The sequence below is a fragment of the Pseudocolwellia sp. G5-9 genome (assembly GCF_055808995.1).
Window position 1 is genome coordinate 3,433,424 of the sequence record NZ_CM147893.1, and the last position, 24,245, is coordinate 3,457,668.

21 protein-coding genes are annotated in these 24,245 nt (G+C 34.5%); 12 read left to right on the forward strand and 9 right to left on the reverse strand.

The window, feature by feature from the left end:
* Positions 1-20: 20 nt before the first annotated feature.
* Both AC0L5Q_RS14820 and AC0L5Q_RS14825 read left to right on the forward strand, forming a co-directional pair.
* A complete protein-coding gene (locus tag AC0L5Q_RS14820) occupies positions 21-2,369 on the forward strand; it encodes a TonB-dependent receptor (protein WP_473610398.1) in 2,349 nt (782 codons plus the stop codon).
* 114 nt (positions 2,370-2,483) lie between these two features.
* Positions 2,484-4,118: an arylsulfatase gene (locus AC0L5Q_RS14825; RefSeq protein WP_473610402.1), complete on the forward strand. Its 1,635-nt coding sequence runs from the start codon at positions 2,484-2,486 to the stop codon at positions 4,116-4,118.
* A gap of 138 nt (positions 4,119-4,256) precedes the next feature.
* Here AC0L5Q_RS14825 and AC0L5Q_RS14830 read toward each other — a convergent pair whose 3' ends face one another.
* Positions 4,257-5,114 (reverse strand): MBL fold metallo-hydrolase, encoded by an 858-nt coding sequence (locus AC0L5Q_RS14830; protein WP_473610405.1) that lies wholly within the window; start codon positions 5,112-5,114, stop codon positions 4,257-4,259.
* A gap of 317 nt (positions 5,115-5,431) precedes the next feature.
* Here AC0L5Q_RS14830 and AC0L5Q_RS14835 point away from each other — a divergent pair, with 317 nt between their 5' ends.
* The 3 genes from AC0L5Q_RS14835 to AC0L5Q_RS14845 all read left to right on the forward strand — a co-directional run bounded on the left by AC0L5Q_RS14835 (position 5,432) and on the right by AC0L5Q_RS14845 (position 9,201).
* A complete protein-coding gene (locus AC0L5Q_RS14835; protein ID WP_473610410.1) occupies positions 5,432-6,664 on the forward strand; it encodes a YuxH family protein in 1,233 nt (410 codons plus the stop codon).
* Between the two features lie 307 nt (positions 6,665-6,971).
* Positions 6,972-8,225 carry an EAL and HDOD domain-containing protein gene (locus AC0L5Q_RS14840; RefSeq protein ID WP_473610413.1) on the forward strand — a complete coding sequence of 418 codons (1,254 nt, stop codon included), beginning with the start codon at positions 6,972-6,974 and terminating at the stop codon, positions 8,223-8,225.
* 46 nt (positions 8,226-8,271) lie between these two features.
* Positions 8,272-9,201, forward strand: a complete 930-nt coding sequence (locus tag AC0L5Q_RS14845; RefSeq protein WP_473610417.1) for a helix-turn-helix domain-containing protein — start codon at positions 8,272-8,274, stop codon at positions 9,199-9,201.
* Positions 9,202-9,291: 90 nt separating this feature from the next.
* Here AC0L5Q_RS14845 and AC0L5Q_RS14850 read toward each other — a convergent pair whose 3' ends face one another.
* The 3 genes from AC0L5Q_RS14850 to AC0L5Q_RS14860 form a co-directional block, all read right to left on the reverse strand.
* Positions 9,292-10,095 (reverse strand): DUF6174 domain-containing protein, encoded by an 804-nt coding sequence (locus tag AC0L5Q_RS14850; protein WP_473610421.1) that lies wholly within the window; start codon positions 10,093-10,095, stop codon positions 9,292-9,294.
* A 206-nt stretch (positions 10,096-10,301) separates the two neighbouring features.
* Positions 10,302-12,359, reverse strand: a complete 2,058-nt coding sequence (locus tag AC0L5Q_RS14855) for a methyl-accepting chemotaxis protein (protein WP_473610425.1) — start codon at positions 12,357-12,359, stop codon at positions 10,302-10,304.
* A 186-nt stretch (positions 12,360-12,545) separates the two neighbouring features.
* Entirely contained in the window at positions 12,546-13,784 is a 1,239-nt protein-coding gene (locus AC0L5Q_RS14860) for a TMEM143 family protein (RefSeq protein ID WP_473610429.1), read from the reverse strand.
* 217 nt (positions 13,785-14,001) lie between these two features.
* On the opposite strand from AC0L5Q_RS14860, the gene AC0L5Q_RS14865 reads away from it, so the two are divergent.
* Positions 14,002-14,163 carry a YqaE/Pmp3 family membrane protein gene (locus AC0L5Q_RS14865; RefSeq protein ID WP_076417636.1) on the forward strand — a complete coding sequence of 54 codons (162 nt, stop codon included), beginning with the start codon at positions 14,002-14,004 and terminating at the stop codon, positions 14,161-14,163.
* 381 nt (positions 14,164-14,544) lie between these two features.
* Positions 14,545-15,312 (forward strand): spermidine synthase, encoded by a 768-nt coding sequence (locus AC0L5Q_RS14870; protein WP_473610435.1) that lies wholly within the window; start codon positions 14,545-14,547, stop codon positions 15,310-15,312.
* A gap of 11 nt (positions 15,313-15,323) precedes the next feature.
* Here the strand turns inward: AC0L5Q_RS14870 and AC0L5Q_RS14875 are convergent, their stop codons facing one another.
* Positions 15,324-15,827, reverse strand: a complete 504-nt coding sequence (locus AC0L5Q_RS14875) for a hypothetical protein (protein ID WP_473610438.1) — start codon at positions 15,825-15,827, stop codon at positions 15,324-15,326.
* 193 nt (positions 15,828-16,020) lie between these two features.
* On the opposite strand from AC0L5Q_RS14875, the gene AC0L5Q_RS14880 reads away from it, so the two are divergent.
* The 3 genes from AC0L5Q_RS14880 (at position 16,021) to AC0L5Q_RS14890 (ending at position 18,061) form a co-directional block, all read left to right on the forward strand.
* Positions 16,021-16,368, forward strand: coding sequence for a rhodanese-like domain-containing protein (locus AC0L5Q_RS14880; RefSeq protein ID WP_473610442.1), 348 nt, complete (start codon positions 16,021-16,023; stop codon positions 16,366-16,368).
* Between the two features lie 153 nt (positions 16,369-16,521).
* Positions 16,522-16,938: a Zn(2+)-responsive transcriptional regulator gene (gene zntR / locus AC0L5Q_RS14885; RefSeq protein WP_473610445.1), complete on the forward strand. Its 417-nt coding sequence runs from the start codon at positions 16,522-16,524 to the stop codon at positions 16,936-16,938.
* A complete protein-coding gene (locus AC0L5Q_RS14890; protein WP_473610447.1) occupies positions 16,922-18,061 on the forward strand; it encodes an SO_0444 family Cu/Zn efflux transporter in 1,140 nt (379 codons plus the stop codon). The genes zntR and AC0L5Q_RS14890 overlap by 17 nt, the downstream gene beginning before the upstream one ends.
* Here the strand turns inward: AC0L5Q_RS14890 and AC0L5Q_RS14895 are convergent.
* Genes AC0L5Q_RS14895 through AC0L5Q_RS14910 form a run of 4 tightly spaced genes read right to left on the reverse strand, consistent with a single transcriptional unit; the run spans position 18,052 to position 21,554 of the window.
* Entirely contained in the window at positions 18,052-19,032 is a 981-nt protein-coding gene (locus AC0L5Q_RS14895) for a WD40 repeat domain-containing protein (protein WP_473610451.1), read from the reverse strand. The genes AC0L5Q_RS14890 and AC0L5Q_RS14895 overlap by 10 nt on opposite strands.
* Before the next feature lie 11 nt (positions 19,033-19,043).
* Entirely contained in the window at positions 19,044-19,526 is a 483-nt protein-coding gene (locus AC0L5Q_RS14900; RefSeq protein WP_473610454.1) for a copper chaperone PCu(A)C, read from the reverse strand.
* 26 nt (positions 19,527-19,552) lie between these two features.
* Positions 19,553-20,104, reverse strand: coding sequence for a DUF6436 domain-containing protein (locus tag AC0L5Q_RS14905; protein ID WP_473610458.1), 552 nt, complete (start codon positions 20,102-20,104; stop codon positions 19,553-19,555).
* Positions 20,088-21,554 carry a methyl-accepting chemotaxis protein gene (locus AC0L5Q_RS14910; RefSeq protein WP_473610461.1) on the reverse strand — a complete coding sequence of 489 codons (1,467 nt, stop codon included), beginning with the start codon at positions 21,552-21,554 and terminating at the stop codon, positions 20,088-20,090. Before AC0L5Q_RS14910 ends, AC0L5Q_RS14905 begins: the two co-directional genes overlap by 17 nt.
* Positions 21,555-21,899: 345 nt before the next feature.
* Here AC0L5Q_RS14910 and AC0L5Q_RS14915 point away from each other — a divergent pair, with 345 nt between their 5' ends.
* Both AC0L5Q_RS14915 and AC0L5Q_RS14920 read left to right on the forward strand, forming a co-directional pair.
* Positions 21,900-23,129, forward strand: a complete 1,230-nt coding sequence (locus AC0L5Q_RS14915; RefSeq protein WP_473610465.1) for a glycoside hydrolase family 117 protein — start codon at positions 21,900-21,902, stop codon at positions 23,127-23,129.
* Positions 23,130-23,636: 507 nt separating this feature from the next.
* Positions 23,637-24,245 (forward strand): TonB family protein, encoded by a 609-nt coding sequence (locus tag AC0L5Q_RS14920; protein ID WP_473610469.1) that lies wholly within the window; start codon positions 23,637-23,639, stop codon positions 24,243-24,245.

Genomic DNA, 24,245 nt, shown 5'->3' on the forward strand with positions numbered 1-24,245 from the left:
AACAATAAAGGGGAGAGGTTATGATTATATCTAAACCAACAATTAAAGTAAGCGACATATCTATTGCAGTAGCACTTTCTGTAAGTACATCATTTCCAGCATTGGCAGAACTGGAAATTATAGAAGTTAGATCAACAAAAAGGGTTGAATCTGTTCAATCTGTACCAATTGCCATGAATACACTGAGTGGTGAAGAGTTAGTTAAAAATGGTGTAGATGATATTAATGACATTACTACATTGTTTCCCAATATTAGTGTGTCATCTAACTCACAAGTTGTTGCTCAATACAGGATCCGTGGTGTTGGTACATCTAACTTTCAATCAAACGCGGTAAGTGCTGTTGGTTTATATTATGATGAAGTAGTACTACCCACACCATTCTCTAGTTCTATAGGAATTTATGATTTAGAACAAGTTGAAGTGTTAAGGGGTCCGCAAAATACTTTATTTGGACGAAATACCACTGGTGGTGCTGTTAACTTTATATCTAAAAAACCAGACGTAGGCACGGGAGAGGTTGAAGGTTATAGTCGATTGACGGTAGGCTCATTTGATAAGCGTGATTTTGAAGGTGCCGTAAATATACCGTTAGGAGATGACTGGGCTGCTAGGATTTCGATGCAATCGAACAACCGTGGAGATGTTTTTAAAAATTTAGTAGCAGAGCAGGATGACGTTGGCGGTATTGAACGTCATTCAGGTCGTATTCAACTTATATGGGAGCCTTCTGATAATACTAATTTATTGTTCAATATTCATTCTGGAGTAAATCGTAGTGATGCCGGTTATGGTAAAGCAAATGGTATTGTAGATCCTAACGGCGGTAATTGTTTTGAAAACGGGTTAGTTACCGTTTTACAACTTGCAGATTTTGAATCAGAAAATTCATGTGTGACACAGATTTCTGGTCCATTTGGTCCAGGTGAGCAGGCAAACACTTCTACTGATGATTGGCGTTCGCTGTATAGCGTTTCTTCTAATACCGGAAATATAGATATATTTGGTGGTTTCGTAAAACTTAAACATAATTTCAATGATATGTCTTTCACTTCTATTAGCTCATACGACAGTACCGAAGTTTATTTCCGTGAAGATGAAGGTGCCGCTCCTTTTGATACTTTTCATCCAACTCAAGATGTAGAGTTTGACTCATATAGTCAAGAGCTTCGTTTACAATCCGATGGCGATGGCCCATTTCGCTGGATGGCTGGTTATTATTATTTTTATGATAAGTCTGAACAGATGGTTGCAGCTACAGTCGCATTAAAAAGTGGCTCATTAGAACCTCTGCATACATCATTGAGCGCTGTTGTACTTGAACAAAAAAATACGGTGAATTCACTTTACGGTAAATTTGACTATGAATTTTCTCCAAAATGGGATTTAAGTTTTGGTTTACGTTGGACTGATGAGGAAAAGGAAGGAGATAGAACAGGTATAGTTACTGGTCCTGGTGTAGGTACAGGGAATTTTGGACATGATTACACACTTAATGAAGTATTGGCATTTGATAAGGTTATACGTACCGACTCTAATACACTTGTAAATGAGAAAGTAGGTTATAACTTAATGCTTACATATCAAGCGAGTCGAGATGTCATGTTATACGGTAGTATGGCAAACGGTTTTAAAGCAGGAAGTTTTGATATAAGAGCTTTAGCTATAACGACTTGGGGTACTGAAGATGAACAAGAAGTGCAACCTGAAACTCTCGATTCAATAGAAGTCGGTTTTAAATCACTATTGCTTGATCGAAACTTAAAGCTGAATGTTTCTTATTTTATGTACGACTTTCATGATTTACAGGTGTTTGCAGTACAAAATGGTATTCCTGGCCTATTCAATATACCTGAAACTGAGTTATCTGGCTTTGATGTTGAAATCACATATGTACCAGATCCTGATTGGCAAATTAATGCAGGGTTAGGTTATCTTGATTCAGAAATTGTTGATAATGGTAATATTTCAAGCTTCGAAGAAGGAGGAGAATTATCTCAATCACCAAAATTTACGGCTAATATGCAAATAGTTAGAGATATTGAGCTTGATTCTGGGTTGATTCAATTACAAGCTACATACCGTTATGTAGGCGAGCGTTTGAGTCAATTACCTGATACGGGTGTTGGTGATTTAGACAGCGAAAATTGGTTGAACTTACGAGGTAGTTATATTTTTGGTGATGATAGTCAATACGAACTGACATTATTTGTAGACAATGTAACAGGGGTTAAGTCCTGTAGTGAGTCACAGGCACTTAGTGGTCCATCAGGTGCAGGAGCCGGTGAACCAGGTCCAACTTGGGTTGTTAAGTGTACCCCTAATGAAGGTGAAGCCTTGTGGGGGATTTCGGGAAGTATAAACTTTTAAAGATAGTGATATCAGAAGGCAAACTGATAACCACTACGTTCTAAGTTCTATCGTGTTTGGGCATCTTAAATAGATGTCCAAGTTTCGTTATTCAATTTCTTTTGGTACTTTATTATGCAGACTTATTTTAATAAATGGCTATTATTATGTTTATTGTCCACATCATTTGGATGTTTATCTTATGAGAAGGAAAATACCCAGAAAAAAAATATAAAATCACCCAATATTATTGTCATCATGGCCGATGATTTAGGGTTTTCTGATATTAAACCATATGGCGGAGAAATTAATACGCCTTCTTTACAACAATTGGCTAACGATGGTGTTAAATTTGGTCGATTCTATACTTCGCTAACTTGCTCACCTTCGCGTTCAATGTTGTTAACAGGAAGCGACAACCATATCGTTGGATTAGGGAATATGGCCGAAACCATTGCTGATAACCAAGTGGGGTTACCTGGCTATGAGACACATTTGAATTTTTCAGCCAGTACGCTGCCCGAAGAGCTCAAAAAACGCGGTTATAATACTTTTATGGCAGGGAAATGGCATTTAGGATTAGAAAAAGCGTATAGTCCTACGGCGAGAGGCTTTGATAAGACTTTTGCTTTGTTATTTGGAGGAGGTAGTCATTATCAAAATGGATTTGGTATAGATATTTATCGTAAAAAATCACTATATAGGGAAAATGGACAATTAATCGAAAAACTACCTGAGGGTTTTTTTAGTTCTGATTTTTATACAAATAGAATTATAGAAAACATAAAAGCTGATCAATCTAGTAATAAGCCTTTCTTTGCGTATCTAGCGTTTACAGCTCCACATTGGCCTTTACAATTTCCACCTGACTATAATGGCAAATACAAAGATACATATACGCAAGGATGGCAATCAATTCGTAGCAAACGTATTACACGCCTTAAAAAATTAGGTTTATTGGCAAATAATATTGATCACGCAGCCTTATCATCTAACTTACCTAATTGGCAGTCATTAACCGAATCAGAACGTAAGCTCGCAGCAAAAGATATGGAAATATATGCAGCAATGGTTGATAACATGGATGTTAATATAGGTAGGCTGACTGATTTTTTAAAGGAAATAGGCGAATATGAAAATACTGCGATACTTTTTCTTTCCGATAATGGTGCTGATTCATGGGGCGCTAAAAAGATCCCTAAAGAAATAGAAGAGTTTGCTGATACTTTTGATAATTCTCTGGAAAACAGAGGAAATATAAATTCTTTTGTACTTTATGGCCAGCATTGGGCAAGAGTGAGTAGTACACCATTTAGAGCATTTAAAGGAAATACAACAGATGGTGGGATGAGAGTTCCAGCTGTTTTAAAGCTACCTAATAAACAAGTGGGTCTATATCAACAGTCTGTTGGTATTGAACAGATAAAATCTCTTATGCTGACACTTTCAGAACAGCCAGATATCACATTAAGAGAAGCTCTTTCGGTTAACCATAAAGTCAAGTATTTAGGCCGAGAGCTATGGGGGAAAGTCGGAGTGATAGATGAAAACTGGAAATTAATTAAGTTGCCACCACCAATAGGTTCAGGACAATGGCAATTATTTAATACCGATAATGACCCGAGTGAACTTAATGACTTATCGAAAATTAAGCCAAAAAAGATGAAGGAAATGTTAATGCTTTGGCAAGAATATATAGATGAAACTAAGCTCGTATTACCCCAAGGAAAGTTTAAAATTAGAGCAGGAGGCGAACTCCCTAAAGATTAATTATGCTAAGTTGGTTAATTATGTGAGCACTTAGCAATAATTAAAAGGTTATAGAAACAGGCTTATTTTGAATGTGAAGTTTGTACCTGACTAGCTTAATATCAAGTTGATGAATTTATTAATCAGCTTGGTATTAGCTTATTTCAAATCAGTGTATAAAGTTGTAAGCCATTTTTCTTCAGTGATGAAATTCCAATTGAAGCTTTTATACTTTTCGCCAATGCCTTGTTGGATTACTTGTTCTAACGTTAATTTATCTGCAATCGCTTTTTCTACACGGCTAATGCTAAATTCAAGCATGGTTATTAAGTCTTTTAAGCCGTTCATATCTGTTAAATTACCATGACCTGGAATAATTTTAGTGGTTTTAGGGAAACGATTTAAAATACTTTTTGCATTCGCTAAGTAGCCTTTAACTGAGCCACCATTGCTTAAATCTATAAACGGGAAACGACCTTGAAAAAATAAATCGCCCATATGTAATACATTCGCTTTTTTAAAATACACAACCGTGTCGCCATCGGTATGTCCGCTAGGGTAGTGTGATAGCTCAATTGTTTCGTCGCTTAAGTGAATAGTAATACCGTTTTCATAGGTAATCACAGGAAGTGAGGCCTGGTCATGATCACTTTTACTTGATAAACGCTTTCTTACATTATGGTGAGCAAATATAGGTGCATGATGTGAGAAGTAGCTATTACCTCCCGTATGGTCGTCATGCAAATGAGTATTTACAATATATTTTAAAGGCTTATCAATAATATTTTGCATGGCTGATTCTATTTTTTCAGCCAAGGGCTCAAATTGATCATCAACCATAAGTAGGCCTTCGGGGGTTGCCAATACACCTATATTACCCCCAGTTCCTTCTAGCATGTAAACATTGCCAGCGACTAATTGAGTGTTAATTATAACTTTGTCGAATTTATTTGCTTGAACGTTATAGCTTGTAAGATTGGTGATTAATAAAGTGATACCTAAGATAAATATTTTCATTTTATACCCGTCGATTATGCTTTTTATTGAGGTGATATAGTAAACGAGTAAAAGCTTTTATCAATACTGTTATTTAGTATATGACTTACAATATAAGCTTATATACCCGTAGCCATTCAAGATGCACTTTAAAATACACATCTTGATTGGTAACGGGTATAGATTAAATTGTAATTTAATGTAAATAGTGTATCTATCAATATACATAATCGATTACAATATTATGTATAAAGCTAACAACAGATTTGTTTTTAAAGTGGTACGGATAGATATATTCGTACAATAAAACATAATGTTTAATCTAAAGCTATTTACGGATGAATACTAAATCAATATTCCCTTCTAAAATTGTACACTCGAAAAATATTATTCGAGAACCTATAGTCGATCATCGTCATAATATCTTTGCTTACGAATTATTACCTGTACATTTAAGTACGAATATAGAGACCTTTCCTACTTTATCTGCTTCAGATGATCTTGAACATCTTAATAAATTAATGGTAAGTGAAATTGAAAAAATACCTGAGCATCTTGTCATTTTTACTCATTTTCCGGCGAGTTCATTTTTACATGTTCCTGCAATAGCTAATAGAGTCGTTGAAGAAGTGGAGTTTATAAATAGTTTCAAGTCTTTCGGCGATTCAATAACACGATTAAAAAGGTCACAAATAAGGTTTTGCAGTGATCATGATGTAAGCGCTTCCTCTGAAGTTGTTACCTATATAAAGTTCAAAGCAGAGCTACCTATTATTAGAACTTTGCTCAAAATAAAAAAGGTAAAACATAGCTACCCTAAAAGCAAAATCGTTGTGTCAGATATTGCAAGTGATAATGTTTTTTGTCAGTTACAAAATGCGGGATGTGATTATTTTCAAGGCAAGTACATATCTCGACAATTACTCAAAAAAGCAAAGAGCGAAGATAAGTCGAGCAATGTAAGCTTTAATTTACTTGTATTAGTATTAGATAAACAAGTGAGTTTTATTTCAGTTTTAAAAAAAACTATACAAGATACAGATTTAACGTTTAAGTTCTTACTGTTAATAAATGCTTTATTTAAAAAGAAAAAAATTGAATTTACTACACTAGAGCAGGCATTAAACCGTCTTGGGGAAAACGTACTTAGAAAGGTTGTTTTAATTACGTTGATGAGTGAATTAGATCATGAAGACATTAAACCATTGTCTATCACTAGCTTAACTCGAGCACATTTTATATCGGCTATGCTGAAAGCAAAACGTGTGAAATATGCTGGGAGTGGCTATTTAACAGGGTTACTTTCTTTGTTAGATAGTATGTTAGATGAAGATATAGAAACCATTGTTTTTCAACTACATTTACCTTCAGATGTTATGCGAGCTTTACTTGACCATCATGGTATTTTAGGAAATTTACTTTTAATTTGTAAAATGATGGAAAGTCATAAGTGGTTTGATGTGAACAAGCTGTGCCAAGAATATGATTGGTGTGTAGATCAAGTGATAAATAAGTACAGTAATGCGTTAAATTTTTCCAACGGTGTTTTTATGTACAAAAACATACTTTAAAGAGATTAAAAATTATTTGATAAATGTTAACAATGTAAATAAGTTGTTATCAGGTTTTTATATTTTAACTATTTGAAATATAGAATAAAGTTAAAGTTTTTTGTTTTGCTAGTAAAAATAAAGAGTAAATAAATATTTTGTAAATTCTTGTTTATGGGTTGTTTGTTTTTTATACTTTTGTCGGTTGGTAAATAGCATAAAATATACACTATGCGCAACATTTCAGTCAGAGTAATATTTTTTAAGTGATCCAATAATTAAATATGGTGTAATTAATCATCATATAAATTTTAATTATTAGCTGATAATGGAAGATCCACTAAATTTCACCCACTGCTTAGATACCCAATATATTGCTAGGCAGCGAATTGTTGATAATCAAAAAAATGTGTTCGCTTATGAATTACTGTACAGAAACTCTGAAAACAACTTTTTTCCATCATATTTAAGTGATTGTGTGGCGACGAGTCGCTTACTTTTGAATTCTTTACTAATACAAGAGGTTGAACGTATTTCAAATGGTGCGTTAATTTTTATTAATACCTCTAATTATTATTCTTTAAACCATATAGCAAGTACGTTAAACGTTGATAACCTTGTTGTTGAAATCGTTGAGCGTACTGAAGATATTGATAGTATTCATCATTCGGTTAAAGAATTAAAAAAGAAAAATGTTCGTTTTGCGTTAGATGATTACGACGGCACAGAGAAGTGGGATGCTGTTTTAGAAGATGTTGATTTTATTAAATTAGAGGTAGAAGATCCTCTTATTCGCACTATTTTTAAGATCAAAAAATTAAAGTATAAATATCCTAATAAAAAGATCATTGTAGAGCGCATTGAAAATTTTAAAACTTTTCGTCAACTTAACAATGCAGGTTGTGATTATTTTCAAGGATTCTTTTTTGAGCAACCTGAAATGTTGAAATTGAACAACATTATTCCCTCTAAAGATATCATGCTTGAGCTAGTTAATTTAGCAAAGAATAAAAACATTAACTTTCCACTCATTCATAAAAAAATAGCGAAAGACGTTGGTTTAACAACACGATTATTAAGGATCGCTAATAATGTATTAAAAAATAAAGACATTAATTTTAATTCTATAGGCCATGCAATTGCTTACTTAGGTGAAGACGTTATAAAGCAATTTGTGATGGTGATAATGATGAGTGAACCCGGCGGAAAAGACGTTTCACAATTGTCTATTTTGAGCTTAGCTCGCGCCAAATTTATTATTGAAATGCTTAATGATGAGCATGACGAATATGCAGACACGGGTTATTTAGTGGGATTAATTTCATTGTTAGATGTTATGTTGGAAACTGATTTTGAAACCTTGCTTTTTGAATTGAATCTATCATCCGATTGCGCTCGATCATTACTTTATCATCAAGGCGTTGTGGGCAATTTATTATTAATTTGTAAGATGATAGAAAAAAACAAATGGTTTGATGTAAGTAGTCTTTCTCGAGTGTATTGCTGGAACATGGACAAAATAATTAAAACGTTTGATAAAGCGTCAAAATTCTCTAATGAGGCTTTAAAAGTTAGTGTTTAAATGATCAGGAGCTTTAGATTTAAGGGATGATGCCAGGTATGGTTAGATGATTATTACATTCAAAAACAACTCTATTGAAAGTTATCAAGAGATGTTGAAGCAAGTAAAAATACAAACACTCGAAGTATTACAGCTATCCAATGGATTTTATAAAGATCAAACGTCCTGTCTTGTTTTACCTAATATGCGTTTAGCTATTCAAAGTAAAAACGAATGTACTATTTTACATAAAGGGAAGTTTTCTGACGATGAATTTGTAATACCTTTACGTATTGAAGGGCCATTACACGTTGTTAATGGAATATGTGTACATATTGATGGTCTTAATCTTATTGGTCCGGGTGAGTATGTTTATACGCAATCTTGTTGCGCACGTACAATTGCGACAATTGGTATATCAAAAAATCATTTAACGAGTTACTTAGGTGAAGAGAAGATAAGTCAGTTACTTGACGGACTTACTTTGATCCGCGATGGCAAAATAGAATTTTGCAAAATGAAAAAAATAAAAATAGAACTGTATCGTTATATCGTTAAGCTATTCCACAGGAAAGAAGAGTTTAGTTTACAATCGGTCATTGATATTGAAGAAAAAATATCACTAATGATTTGTCAGTTGTTAGAAATAAATTCAGACAAGCTTATACCTCAACCCTGTTTTAATCATCGTTTGGTTATTGTGCAAAGAGCCATTAATTATATTGATTCGGAGTCTAATATTAATATACCTATTCCTCGAATACTTGATTTTTCACATTGTAGTTTACGAAGTTTAGAGTATGCTTTTAATTCTATTATTGGCATTTCACCACAGCGTTATTTGAAAATTCGTCGCATGCATTTGATCCGCAGAGAATTAATACATAGGCAACAGTGCACTATTAAAGATGTGGTTTCTAAATATGGGATTGTAAATATCGGTCGATTTTCTCATGACTTTTATACACTATTTGGTAAATATCCAAAGGAAATGTAGATCACAAAAAACCGAGCACTCAGTAAGAAAGTAAGTACTCGGTGCCAACTTTTAGGCAATTCATGGAAATTTGTTCATATTCCATTGGTATTAATTTTGAGGTAATACTACTTGGTTGATGGTGTAATTAACCGCATCGCAGGCTTCACCCCCTGAATCTACAAAATATTGTTTTGGTGCTCCAATATCATGAAATGTGGGGGCTAATTTAGGGGTACTTGCGTGTAAGCCCGCTTCAATTGGTGTTAGCTCTAACTGTAAGTTAAGCGTTTGAAATAATTCATCTATAGTCATGTAATTATCGATATTAGTCAGAAACGTTTCGTTATCAATATCGTATACCGTATCAATGGCGTTGTTACTTACGGTGATTTTTACATTGGGTGTTGGGGCAAAGCTGGGGCAATCACTGTAACTCATGTTAAATTCAAACTGATAGTCTGATGCTTTCTTCGCTTTCCATGTAGTGTATTGATCGCTAAGTTGATTGATTAAGCCGTATTTTCTTACGTCTGAGATTACTTTAAATTCACATTGCTTATCAAGTTGAGCATCTGGTAAGTCAGACAGTTGAGAAAAACCTAAAGACTCTGCCTTGTGTAAGTCTTTAGTGTGTATGGTAAATATATTAATTGAACCGGTTTCTGAACCACATGACTCTGTATATGCCATGCCGTCATGGCCCTTTTGCGAGCAATGAATTTCAATATGTTCATCAACCAATAATTTACCATGAGTCGCTACAGAGACTTGTCCTGTATCTTGGCAAGCAATAGCTTTATCGTCTTGATATACCCGTACATGCTGCTCATTTTTTAAATCAATAATGTCGTTATCGCATGCGCTTAAACACAGGAAAACTAATCCTAGTGTTATTGCCGAATGTTTTTTCATTGTATTGCCCTCATCAGTCAATCAACAGTAAAGAAAGTGGATTAATTATAAGGGGGGGAATAAGGATATTCTGTTGTTAATTGATAATGAATGTAATCAATTGTAATGGAGTTATTGTGGCGTGTATCTCGCTGTTCTAATACTACCTTAAAATGCAAAACTCGTATTTTAAGGTAGTAAGATAATAAGGTGCTGTTAAGGTTCTGTTATGTTTCTTTGATAGTAAATTCACTAATATATTGATTTAATCGGACTTCTGTATCTTTCAAGTCATGTGCTGCTGAGACAGTGTCGTTTGTTTTATGAGTTATTTTATCTGCATCGTCTCTAATGGCATGTATACGCTCATTTATTTCATTTGAAACGCTAGTTTGTTCTTTAGAGGCTGATGTGATTTTTGCTGCCATTTGCATTATGTTATCGAGTTCGGCTTTCATTGTGTTAACGGCTTCAGCCCCTTCAATTACAATATTTACAGCTTTATTCCCCTCAATTTGTAAGCCTTCCATATTCATGGTGGCTGCTTCAGCGCCTTTTTGTAAGGCTTCAATTTGATGGCGAATTTGTTCGGTAGACTCTTGTGTACGTCCAGCTAAACTTCTTACTTCATCGGCAACTACAGCAAATCCTCTGCCCATTTCACCAGCACGTGCAGCTTCAATAGCTGCGTTTAAGGCGAGCAGGTTGGTTTGTTCTGCAATACCTTGAATAACATTTAAGACATTACCAATAAGATTACTTTCTTCATTAAGTGAATTAACAACTTGGCCTGTGCTTCCTAATTCAAGCGTAAGCTTCTCCATCATATCTCGGCTTAATACTGCATTATCTGAGCTTGTAACTGATATGTTGTAAGCCTTTTGAACCGCTTCTGATGTATGATGAGCCATGTTCTCAACGGCTTCTATTGTTGTTGTCATTTGGTTAATGGCCACTGAAATATTATCGGTTGCTTGTAGTTGATTGTTTGATAAAGCAAGCGATTCGTTCATTGAAGTTGTGACATCATTGGTAGTGCCATTAATTATTTTTGCTTCTTGTTTTACATGACTTAAGGTTGTGTTGAAGCTACTTAATAAACTATTAAAGGCGATACTTAATTCGGTAAGTTCATCTTTTCCTTTTTCATCAAGTTTTATTGTCATGTCTTTATTTTGAGCTAATTGGCTAAATGCTTGCACAATACTTTTAAGTGGGCTAGTTATGCTACGACCAATTAAATAAGACACAATGATAATCATAATAAGTAATATCAACATGATTGCCATAGTTTGATAAACTTTGTTTTGAGCTTCGTCAGCTAACTGGTTTTTAGTATCAATCAATTGCTTTAATACAATCGCTATGGTTTCTTGGTAGGTTTTAAATACTTTTGCCGTTGTGTCTCCCCAATCAATATCGTCGCTAATAACCAGTGGTTTGTTGACTGTGTTATATATATTACTGCGGGCTTGTAGTGCTACTTTATCAGCTTTAATAAAGAAGTCTTTTGCTCTCATATTGTCGTATGCGGCTCTGGCTTCCTTACTTGCATAACTAAAAAATAAGTTTCGGTGAATATCTGTTCTTGTTGCGCCGCTATATATTTCGCCAAAGATGTAGACATCTAAACTGTTATACATGGCGGTATAAATAAAACTATAGTGAAAAGTATTTTCTGTGTTGGCAGCTACTAGGTTGTAGTAGGCATTGGCCATTTTTCCTAACTCTGGGTTTTGTCCAGATAAAACGACGATTTCACTTAATGTAATAACGAGCTTTCTAATTAATACGCTCATTTCATACATAATATGTATATCGTGACCGTATTGTTTTGCGTACTGTGTTGAAATATGCTTTTTATTTAATACGCCTTTACGTACATATTCAAATTTCTTAATCATATTACGAAGAAAGTCTATATAACTATTTAATATGGTAAACTTTTTTAACGCTCCTTCATTTTTAGTAATAAAATCTATAAATTCTTTCTCTTTTTTAATGGACTCTTTTTGAGCGTCTTCCATTTTTTTACGGTATTGGCTTTCTGTGTCTGGAGTGCTGTCTATATAAAGTCTTGAGTAAAATGATTCATTGAGCATACTTGATATATAAGGAGAGGCAACATTACTGTAATCAAGAACGATATTGAGTTTTTCTAAATTTTCTTGCTCTGTATGAGCATTGTTTAGGCGTTCAGCGGATAATAAAAAAGTGACAAGGAGTGGGATCAAAACTAGAATAATAATACGAGTTCTTATTTTAATCCGATTAAGAAATAACATAATAAATTTACCCCGTCGATATAATGAATTGTTATAATGTTTATTGTTAACTATAGTGCAAGATGTTAATACTTAATACAATTAATTTAAGTAAACTCTTTTACACGAGTTCAATTTAACGAAATTTTATGTTATTCATCTCATTTTAATCCGCTAAATTACAGGCTTTATAGTTGCTGAAAAATATTAATTAAACTGAAAAATTTTATCCCAATGTTGATCTAATACAATTTTTGACGAGTTTACATCAATAGCTTGATAAACGTTTTCTTGTGATAACACTAAACCTAATTTTTCTAATTTACTTAAAGCATCATCCACTTCAAAATCTAAAGTACATTGATATTTATTTTTAAACCAAGCTTCTATTTCGTGATCTAACGCTTGTTCTGTTAGTCCATTTGGATGCTTTAATAAAAAGGTGTAAGCGATAAGGGCTTCTTTAAAGTCTTCTTCTTCGGCTTCGTTCACTAAGGTATGAAATACACCAGCGTTATTATCTAAATTTTTGTAATATAAGTTATCAGCAAGGGCCTTCATAAATTTAATTTTTCGATTCTTAAACTTACTCCATTCTTTAAAGATAAAACTACCAAATACGCCTACACCTAAAGCTAGCGCGATAAGTTGTTTTTGGTTAATTTCTACCGACTGGTCACTCATGCCTATCCAAAAAGCGAAAAGTGTTGCCAGTAAAATGAGTGACGCACCTAATTTAGTAATTAATACCACAGCACCGCCAACAATAGCTGAAGCGCCAATAATAACTTTATCGATAGGACGCATACGTATTTCACTATTAGGAAATAGCATTTCTAAATCAGCTTTAGGTACATTTTGAAATAACTTGATCACAGTTGCACCCGCTTCAAAACCTACGGGTAATTGTTTATTGATAAAGTGTTCTTTGTCTTTAAATTTTATATAAACAGCAACTCGGTCGTAATTGGTGAAAGTGAGTGACTTTTTCTTTAGCCCACAAAATTGGCGTAGCACTTCAGTTTTTTGAGATTCGCCACGGCGATAAAACACAATTTCGTCAAAGTCGTCGAAAGCAACCTCAAGCCTTACTTTAAATAACGACTCTTCATTTAGCGCTGCTTGAATATCGGCTTCTGTTATTTTTTCAAAATTCGCGGCGTTTAATACTTTTTCAAAGTTGTTGGCAAAACTCTGTTGATGCTCAGCAATTTGACTATCAGATAAGGTAATAAGCTGGCGCGTATCTGCATTGGGATCGAATGGCGTATATGAACGTTTAAGGTTTTCAAGCAAGTCGTGGTATTGAAAATGTAACAAGCTCGATAATATTTGGCATACCTGTGTGAATGAATCAACATCGTAAGAAGTACTTTCAGTGATTTCACGCGTACATAAAGTAATAACATCTTGCTTAGTAAAAGGAATAAATCGTTCTGCAGTCATAAGGTTTAAGTCGTGTTTTTTTCCATAGTACGGAGTTTACTTCTATTTTTAAACGTGTTTTTTCGTGATAAAGGGGAAATATCATCGGACTTAAAATGTTTTTATTTGTTTAGATATTATTAAAGTATTTTTTATTTTAACATTTTATTTACATTTGACGGATTTGCAGGCAAGTTGTTTACTGAATCTTCTTTATTACTAATAGGATAATAAAACCATGAATAAATTAGTGCTAATTATACTTTCAATCTTACTTCCACCTTTAGCTGTTTTTTTAAATAACGGTGCAGGTAAGCATTTATTGATTAATATTTTACTATGTATATTTTTCTATATACCGGGGATATTGCATGCTTTGTGGTTAGTTACACGAAAGTAGATAACTCTGTTTATACTGACTTAAAAGAAACACGTATAGTTGTTATTAATTTAGCAATATGTATGTGCTTTTTTGTTTTTAACCGTCTCTTAATAATAATTAACCTGAGTTCGGCTTAATAAATGTTCTTCTAGCAGCTACTTTTACTAACTTCTGCGTTAAATTCACTTGCAATAGGCCAGCTATTGACGCGTAAATTTGCCTTGAATTAAGTAAAGCTAGAAGCGAACCGAGTTTTTAGTGAGTACTTTTCAAGGTGTTAACAATATCTTAAACCGAACTCAGGTTAATTAATTTTTTGAAAGGGTAAGTAAATACATGAATAATAGTTGATAATATAGCGACAATATCAACTTACATATTTCAATATTATAAAGCACTATGGATTTAAATAAGCTACTCGCGAAAAAAAATACCACAGTACATCAGCAAAATGTTGATGGGCATATGCTAACGGTTAAAGAAACCGCAGAATACCGTTGGTTTGAATATGGCGGGCAAGCGGTGCAATCGTTAATGAATTTGCAAAACCCTGAAGAACTTGTTTTACCTATTCCTCAATCTATGTTGCTGTTTCTTTTATGGAAAAAAGCCCCATTAAAAGTACTTAACTTAGGCCTAGGTGGAGCGGCGTTTGAGCGTACATTGGCAACGATTCCTAGTGTGTTACTAACATCTATTGAAGTATCGAAACCTGTTCTTGATATTGCAAAAAAGTATTTTAAACTACCGCAAAAAGTACACGCACAATGCCAAAGTGCAGAACAGTTTATTGCTAATACACAAGCTAAATATGATGTTGTTTTGTGTGACATGTTTGTTGAAGAAAAAAGCCCGAGCTTTTTGTTTAACGAAGCGTTTTATCAGCGCTTAAAAACGATAACGTTAGATAAAAGTGTGGTGCTATTAAACATGTATGTAGAAACCGATGAGCAGTTATTGCTTGCCTTACACGAAATTAAAAAACATTTCCCTTACATTGCTTTGATTGATTTTGATGGGTATAAGAACGTTGTTGTTGTATGTAGTTTAAATATAATCCCTCCTCGAGAGGAGCTATTAAAGCGCTTCGTTCAATTTAATAAAATTAATTTAAGTGAGTTAAAACAGATCATTCCTAGAATTCGTTATATACCTTATAAAGCTTAACTTTCGCCGTATTAACTTTGTGGCAGATCACTAAAATTTGCCAGTAAAAACAACGCTGAGCTATTACTTACACAACACCTTAAAAATTTAGGTAAGTAATTCGCTTGAGCGATTAATTTTTCTGCTTCTGGACTGGTTGAACTAATTAGGTTGATTAAATGTTTAGGTACAGCAATACGAGTAGCAAGCAACATTCTATAGCCATGGCGTTGATGGTAAATATCTTCTAAAAAGAACATATCGTAGTAAATACCGGTTCGAGCCACTCTGTCGGGTGTTAATATGTATTCAGCTAATGCGATTGCAACAAAGGTAAATTTGGTTTTTTTATCTAGAGTAGGATTTAAAGAAATAACGGGTTTATCTTCCTCTCCTTCTAAATGTATTTCACATAAGTTTTTTAACTTTGGGCGAATGGCAATATTTACACCTAAAGCTTCACAAAAGGCTTTAATGTCAATGTGATCTTCTCGGGTACAACTTTCTATTAATTTTTCAACAAGGGATGGAAGCATAAAGTTATAAGTACATTTATCTTGAATGGTAGGTGTATATTTAATTGATTATAACGGAAATTTTTATTTCATCTACTTATCTCAATAATAGAATGGATATCATATGTTAAAAGCACATAAATTTATTGTGACTTGTTATATTAGTTTTTTCTAATATAATGAGTTCAACCCCATAAAATTGAAAGAGTAGATCATGTTAAAATCAATCCCTTTATTAGTTGATACCATAAAAGAAAGTGTTACCACAATAACAGCCAGTGCTGCTTTTAATGAAAGCAAAACCAATAATGGCATTGTTATTGATGTGCGAGAACCAGCTGAAATAATAGAAAGTGTTGTGCCAGGTGCTGTAAATATTCCAAGAGGGGTATTAGAAATGAAAATATTGCAGCTTTATCCTGATGCAACTCAACCTATCTATATTCATTGTGCTTCAGGTGTTAGAGCTTTATTTGCCGCTGAACAGTTACAGCGCTTAGGCTATGAAAATGTAAAAGCGATTTCTTGTACCATTACTGATATTCAAAAAGCCTGTATTTAATACCTCTTCTTATTCTCTATGTTGTAAATTTTGTTGTGAGTAAAAAAAACATTTGACCTTGGAGTAAAGACTAAGGTGTACAGTAGGTGTATTATCAACAAATAGTGCCCTGAGTTTATATTGAATTTTGGGCTGAGACATAGGCGAGTAATTATGTATCAAATAGGTGAGTTAGCAAAAAAACTGTCTGTAACAACAGATACATTAAGATATTATGAAAAGCATGGGCTGCTTTCACCGTGTTCTCGATCTGATACGGGCTATCGTTTATATAACGACGGTAACTTACGTAGTTTACAATTTATTATTAGCGCGAAAAAATGTGGCTTTACGTTAAATGATATTCAAGATCTTTTGTCTATTCAGGTAGATAAAAGTAGCCATAGTTGCCATGAGGTTAAGTCGTTTACTGAACACAAACTACAACAGGTTGAAGATAAAATAAGTGAGCTGGTTGCTATTCAATCTTCATTGAAAAAATTGGTTGAAGCTTGTTGCGGCGGTAACGAAAGTGCAGCACATTGCTCAATACTTTCTACCTTGGAGGATGATAATGGAATTACTCACTAATTTTGGTCAATTATTTTTAATATCAGCGCCTTGGTTGCTATTAGGTTTATTTATTGCCGGTTTAATTAATGTGTATTTACCTAAAGATTTTTTACTTAAACATTTAGGTGAAGAAGGCTTTTTAACAACCGTTAAAGCCGCTTTAATAGGTGCACCAATGCCATTGTGTTCTTGTGGCGTTATACCTGCGGCATTGGGATTAAGACGAGCCGGAGCGTCAAAAAGTGCGACTACGGCTTTTTTAGTTTCTACTCCTGAAACGGGCGTTGATTCTATATCCGTATCTTATGTGTTACTGGGCCCGTTTATGGCGATTATTCGTCCTATTGCTGCCATATGTAGTGCTATTGTTGCGGGTGTCTTGGTCGGTAGTGAAAAAATAATACCTGCTGAGCATAAAGATAGTAGCGGGACAACTGAAAGCACTTCTTGTTGTAGTAGTTCAAAGCCAGAACCTGTAGCACAATCTTGCTGTAGCAAAGAAATACCTGAACCTGTGAAAAAATCGTGTTGTGCTAAATCAGACATACCTTATCACACAGGTAAAAGTCATTGGAACAAGTTTAGCCAAGCGGTTGTTTACAGCAGTACGACTTTATTAGCCGATACGGCAAAATGGTTGATGGTTGGGTTATTTTTTGCGGCCTTGGTACAAACTTATATACCTGCTGATTTCTTTCTACAGTGGGGTAGTGGCATATTAGCTATGGTAGTAGTTATTTTAGTGAGTATTCCTATGTATATTTGCGCTACTGCCTCTACACCTATTGCTGCAGGGTTACTGTTGTCGGGAGTATCGCCCGGAGCTGTATTAGTATTTATGCTAGCAGGGCCGGCAACAAATATTGCTACCTTAGGCATAGTGGCAAATGAACTCGGTAGAAGAGCTGTTGTGGCTTATTTAGTTGGCGTTGTTGGTGTTGCGGTACTGTTTGGTTTATTAACCGATTATTTAGTTGAGCATTACCATATTCAAGTGGCTCCTATGTTGGGTGAACATCATGAAGTATTACCACTGTGGTTAACTTACTTAACGTCTATAATATTAGCCGTACTCTTATTACGTTTAGTGTTTGTTTATATCAGTGGTTTTAAAGCTAAAGCCGCCCATGTTCATGGTTGATTAATAACGGCTAAAGGTGGCAGTTTCCACTCTTCTAAAATGCCGTCGCTAGTACTACTTAGCACGGTATTTTCTTTAAAGGCGACACTTAAAACTGAAGCGCGTTTTTTAAGGTGAGTTGTTTGCCATTGTGCGATTAGTTTTCCGTCAGCTATACGCCAAAGTTGAAGGGTTTGTTTAGGTGAGGCAGTAAGTAATAAGGTTTTGTCTGCGGAAATTTCAGCGTCGTAAATTACCTTAAAGCGTTCGATTGAATCTAGCTCAGAGATAAGTTCACCCGTTTTTAAATTCCATATATTTTTGTCTTTAATCCCATCAATTGAAAAACCTACGCTGTTATCTGCACTGATTGCAACATGATTAACACGCGACATATGATTAAAAGTATGAATAGTTTCGCCTGTTAATGTACTCCAAAATTTAGCCGTTTTGTCGCTTGCTCCAGTAAAAGCCACCATGCCATCGTCAGAAATACTCACCGAATTAATATCAAGTTTATGTTTTTGATAAGTTGCCATTGCTTTAGTAAATGGATTAATTACGCTCACTTTTCCGCTTCTAAAGCCTAATAAAATAACATCAGAATTTTTAGATAAGGCTATGTCGTTAATGATGTGATCTTGCAGTGACCATTCACCCACTAATACACCAGTTCGTAATGAATACAAACGAACAGACACGCGATTAGAGGTAATAAAGTATTGATTGCTTTTAGCAATTTTTACTATTTCTATGTAGTCTTTTGCTTTGCCGACTAAGCAATTTAATTGCAGTTTTCGAGTAAGGTTATTCCATAAACATACGTGCTTATCGTCGGCAATAAGTGTGTATTTACCATCATAAGAAATATCAGACGTTTCAACTAATGTATCAGTTTGAGGCGTTGATGATAATGCCTCCGAAGTGTAAGTATCAGAGGCACCACAGCTTGCTAGTAGTAATAAGAATAAATAAACACTTGGTTGTTTCATGCCGCTGTATTCTATTTTTTAAGCACCGGAAAATTAACATGTACAATACCTGCTCTTTCAAATTCAAAATGAATTGTAACCGTTTCATTTTCGACTAAAGGCTTTTTGATACCCATTAACATTAAATGATAGCCACCAGGTTGTAGTATCAATTTTCCATTGGGTGGAATCGTTGTATTGTCGGCTTCTAGCATTTTTAAAAGGCCGTCCACCTCTTTAGTTTGATGCACAGATACACCATTTATAGTCGGGCTCCATACACTTAATAGCTTATCTGCTACCGTGCTTGAATTGTTAATTTCAACATACCCAGCGGTGCTCATTACGGTAGGAGGAAGTAGTCTTATCCAAGGTTTGGTAAACGTAATATGATCATTGTTGGGGTTATTTTCGGCGTGTGAATATGAACTAATAATGGTCAGTAAAAAAAACAATACAATTGTACTTATGTGAAATAAAAGCGGTTTAGTCTTGCGTTTGTATGTACCAAACATTTGAATACCTTATGACTGAATAAATTTTATAGTGTGTTGCAATAACAGCCTTCAGAGTTTGCCATTATCAGTTGAGCATTAAAACCTTTTTTATAATTTGATAATACTAAATCAATTATACCCTCACCTTTCCCACAAGCTAAACCTTCAGAGTAGGGGCCAAAATAAATAAGTTCGCTGTTATGATCTAATGCTAATACGGAAGGCGTTGAAGGGATAATACCGTTAAAGCGAGTCGGCAAAGTTATATTGATTACGGTCATATTATTGTTAATTGCATTGCGTTTTACATCAGCTAAATGCTCTCTGCTAATACGATTACAACGACAACCCTCATCAATAATATTGATGAGGGTATTTGGTAAATATTTTGGTAAATTTAGTTCCTCCAAAATATTTTTAACTAACATGCGTTGAGTTAAATTAGCGAGTTTCTCTTGAGGATCAAATAGCGTTAGGCGATCGCGAATGAAATAGCTTGCAGTAAAAATGGTAAATATTAACCAAATACAAATAACACCATAATGATACTTAGTGGCTTTAGCATTATGTGTTATTGAGTTATTTAAAGTTGGCAACACTCACACCCATTGCTGCTGCTGAGTCATTAATTTTTTCCGCCTCGTTAGCTAATACTATTACCTTTTCCGAATCTTGATGGCCCATTGCATTTAAGTTTTCTGTACTTTGAGCAATACTATTTGTAGTGGCTGATTGTTCTTCTACCGATGCGGCTAAATTAATTGCAATATTACTAGAGTCAGAGACGAGGCTAGATGCTTGATTAATTATTTCACTTACTTCTTGAGTTCGCGCAATAATAATATTAATTGCACTAATACTCATATCCATAGAGTCTGTAGAGCGTTTTGAATAAGATGATAGTTTATTAACAGTATCAGCTATTTTATCTGTACTTTCTTTAGTTCTATTGGCTAAAGCTCGCACTTCATCAGCAACAACAGCAAACCCTCGCCCTTGCTCACCAGCCCTAGCTGCTTCAATGGCTGCGTTTAATGCTAATAAATTGGTTTGTTCTGCAATGCTAGTTATTTCAGATAACACAGTAGCTATATCAGCACTAGAATTGACTAATTCACTAATTTCCTCGTTCGTTTTTTGTAATGAAGATGTTAGCTCTGAATTATTAATATTTACTTCACAGATTTGTTTATTCGCATCTAGTGTAAGAGTGTTTGCTTCTTGCATCTGTTGACTCAGTTGAGAGGCGTCTTGTGCAATTGATGCCACTGTTATTGACATTTCTTCAGCGGAAGTTGCAATAATTTCAGTTTCGACTTGGCGTTGTTTTATTGAATGATGTAATTCATTTTTAGCATCATTTAAAGCATAAGCATTTTTTTCGAGATCATTTGATATGTTTTTGACTTGGATGACCATAGAACTAAAAAGTGAGAGTAGTTTGTTAAAGTTAGCTAAAATCGCATTTGATTTTGCTTCTGCGCGAACATGTACGTCAATCGATTCAGGGTTATGAGTTATTATTTCAGAAACGTATGATAATTGTTTACCCACATAACTTTCGTCGTACATTAATTTTGCAACATAGCCTGCAATAAACGCTTCAATGACTGCATAAACGGCATGAATTAATACCGTACTGAACATAAGCCTATCTTGATCAAATATATAAACGCCGTAATTTTCTGTTTGTAAAAAATAGAAAGATAGGTGGTGCACAGCCACCAAACCCACTGCAGAAATAAATACGGTCCAATTACTAAATACAATGAGAAAGGCCATAAGTATAAATATTTCAAAGTGAATTTCTATTAGGCCACTTAATTGATGTATATGTAAGCAAGCAAATATCATGGTTGCTAATGCTGCGGTATGTTGAGTTAAAGATGAATTTGGGAGTTTTTTAAACATCCATATTGGTATTAATAGGCTAGGGAGACCAATAACAAAGGCTTCAGCGAATGTCTCGTTAATAGAAGCAAGTGCTAGTGACTCAATAAATAAAACGATTAAGAGGTAAGTGAATAATTGAGTTACTTTTGACATTTTATAGTGATCCTAATAAGAGAAGTAAAGCGCATAGAAAATATTGTTAAACGATTAATTTTATGATGACAGTAGAGTCGGCTTTTTTTAGTTAAACTTTAATAAATATAAGTAAAGTTTTTAATTGTGAAGACATAAGAGACTTATAAGTAAAATGTTGTTGTTAGTACGAGCAATGCCCCCGTAGTATAGCTTTTTTCTAAATTAAACCTTATTTTTGTATTGTAATATTTTGTAATCTCAAGTGTTATTTATATATAAATTAATAATTTTATGGTTAAGTGGTGTGTGATTGAAATAAATATGAGATGGGTTATGTATTATCATTTAATTAATAAGAATAGGATGTTAAATTTTTTAACGTGCTTACTGTTTTGTTGTACTTTAGTTTCTCATGCTGAAGATCTGATTCCCTTTCCATTTGATATGCCTGATAAAAAACCTGATATCCCCCTTAGCAAAGCAATGGAAAGAGCTTATAGCCAATACGAAGCTCCGTCGTATCGTGAAAATGAACTCCATAGCTTATTTCGTTACACACGTTTAAAAGGATTTGATTACAAACAAGGTAACGGAACCATTAGTCGTCGTGATCCCAGTAAAATTATCAAAGTAGATGGTGAATATTATGTTTGGTATACAAAGCGTGACACTCCTATACCGCCACGAGGGGCTAAAGGCGCTAGTGATGTTATTCCGTCTAGCGATTGGGATCTTGCCGAAGTATGGTATGCCACGAGCAAAGATGGGTTTACTTGGAAAGAACAAGGCGTAGCTATTAAGCGTCCTGATAAACCTAATGTGGGCTGGCGCTCTGTTTCTACACCTGATATTTTAGTGTGGAAAAACAAATACTACCTTTACTATCAAGCTTTTATGGAAATGTCAGGTAAGCGAGGAGATGATTGCCCTGTAACGGTTTCTGTAGCAGATTCACCTACAGGGCCTTGGACACCTACTCATAAAATTGTTATTCCTAATGGACCTGAAGGCGCTTGGGATTCAAAGTCTATACATGACCCTTATCCGCTAGTACATAATGGAAAGATTTATTTATATTATAAATCTGACTTCGGACAAAACAGTCAATTATATCGTGCGCAAGGTTTAGCAATTGCCGAAAATCCATTAGGCCCTTTTAATAAGCACGAACTAAATCCTGTATTAAATTCAGGTCACGAAACTACACTGTTTCCATGGAAAGAAGGTATAGCAGCCTTAAGTATTAGACACGGTAACGAGAATAACACGATTCAATACGCACCAGACGGCGTAAATTTTGAAGTAAAAAGCTCAGTGTCATTAATGCCTGTTGCCGCAGGCCCATACATACCAGATGCTTTTACTGATACCAAAAATGGCAAAGGAATTTTATGGGGACTTTCACACTTTGCTCATCAAGGTAGTCGACAACATAGGCACAGTATTTTGGCTCGATTTGATTGCGATCTTCACCAAGAGGTAAATGAACCCTCAATGAGAGATACAGAGTACTTTCTTAAATCTGATGTGTATTTTTCTCAAGGATTAGGCTCTGCTTTTGAAAAGCGTAAAAAAATGTCGACCCTTGATTAAGTTTAAAACTATCTAATAATTTGTACTTTACCACTTGCCAGTAACGATATTTTAATAAGGTAATAACGAGATTTTTCACTCATTATTATCTTATTTTTTTTCTCAAATAAAACTTCTTATAAAAAAGTTAAATTTATTTAACCCCTTTCCTGAATCCCAAACGTTATATACCTGAACATGACGGAACATGTTTACTATCAATTGTTGTGTGATCACACCTCTTTCATGTTTTATACCCGTTACCACTCAAGATGCGTATTTCAGAGTGCTTGAGCGATATCAATTCAAGGCAATGCTTTGTAATAATGGCGTTCCCTTATAAAAAGCATTAACGCAGAAGTGATTTTGCTCAAGCGCTTCTTCGATGGGTCTAAAAACAATTTATGCTTCGTTATTAACTTTAGTCAGGGAATAACCATGACGTAAACTTAATGCCTTGCTTAAATTGTTTTTAGTTCCCACTGAAACCTGCATCTTGAATGATAACGGGTATATAGAGGACTTAAAATGAAAAAATTACTGAGTGTTATATCGTTAGCGAGTATTGTTACTTTTAGTTTATTTGTATTTATGGCGTATTTAGTTAACAGCGACGAGGTTAATATTGTTGACCCATTACCTGATGTAATTGTTGACGTATACCAAACCAAACCTGAGAAACCTGTCATTGAAAGAAAGCCAGCATTACCTGAACCACCCAAAGCACCAGAGCCTATGCCTAAAGTAATGACTGAAATTGATCCAACTTTACCCACAGATGGAATAGGTGAAATACTTGTGAATGTAAAAGTACCATCAACAACATTAGGAACAGGAGATATTTTTACAAAGCCCGATCACGATGCTCGACCTATTGTACGTATTAGTCCTAAATATCCGATAACAGCAGCGCGAGATGGTATTGAAGGTTGGGTTAAGTTAGCATTCGATATTAACAAAGTAGGCGAAGTGGTTAATATTTCAATACTTGACTCTTATCCTAAGCGTACATTTGATAAAGCGGCCAAACAAGCATTAAAAAGATGGAAATATAAAGCAAAATCAGTGAACGGAGTAACCGTGTATCAAACACATCAAACGGTGCAATTAGATTTTAATATGGACCAACAAATTTAG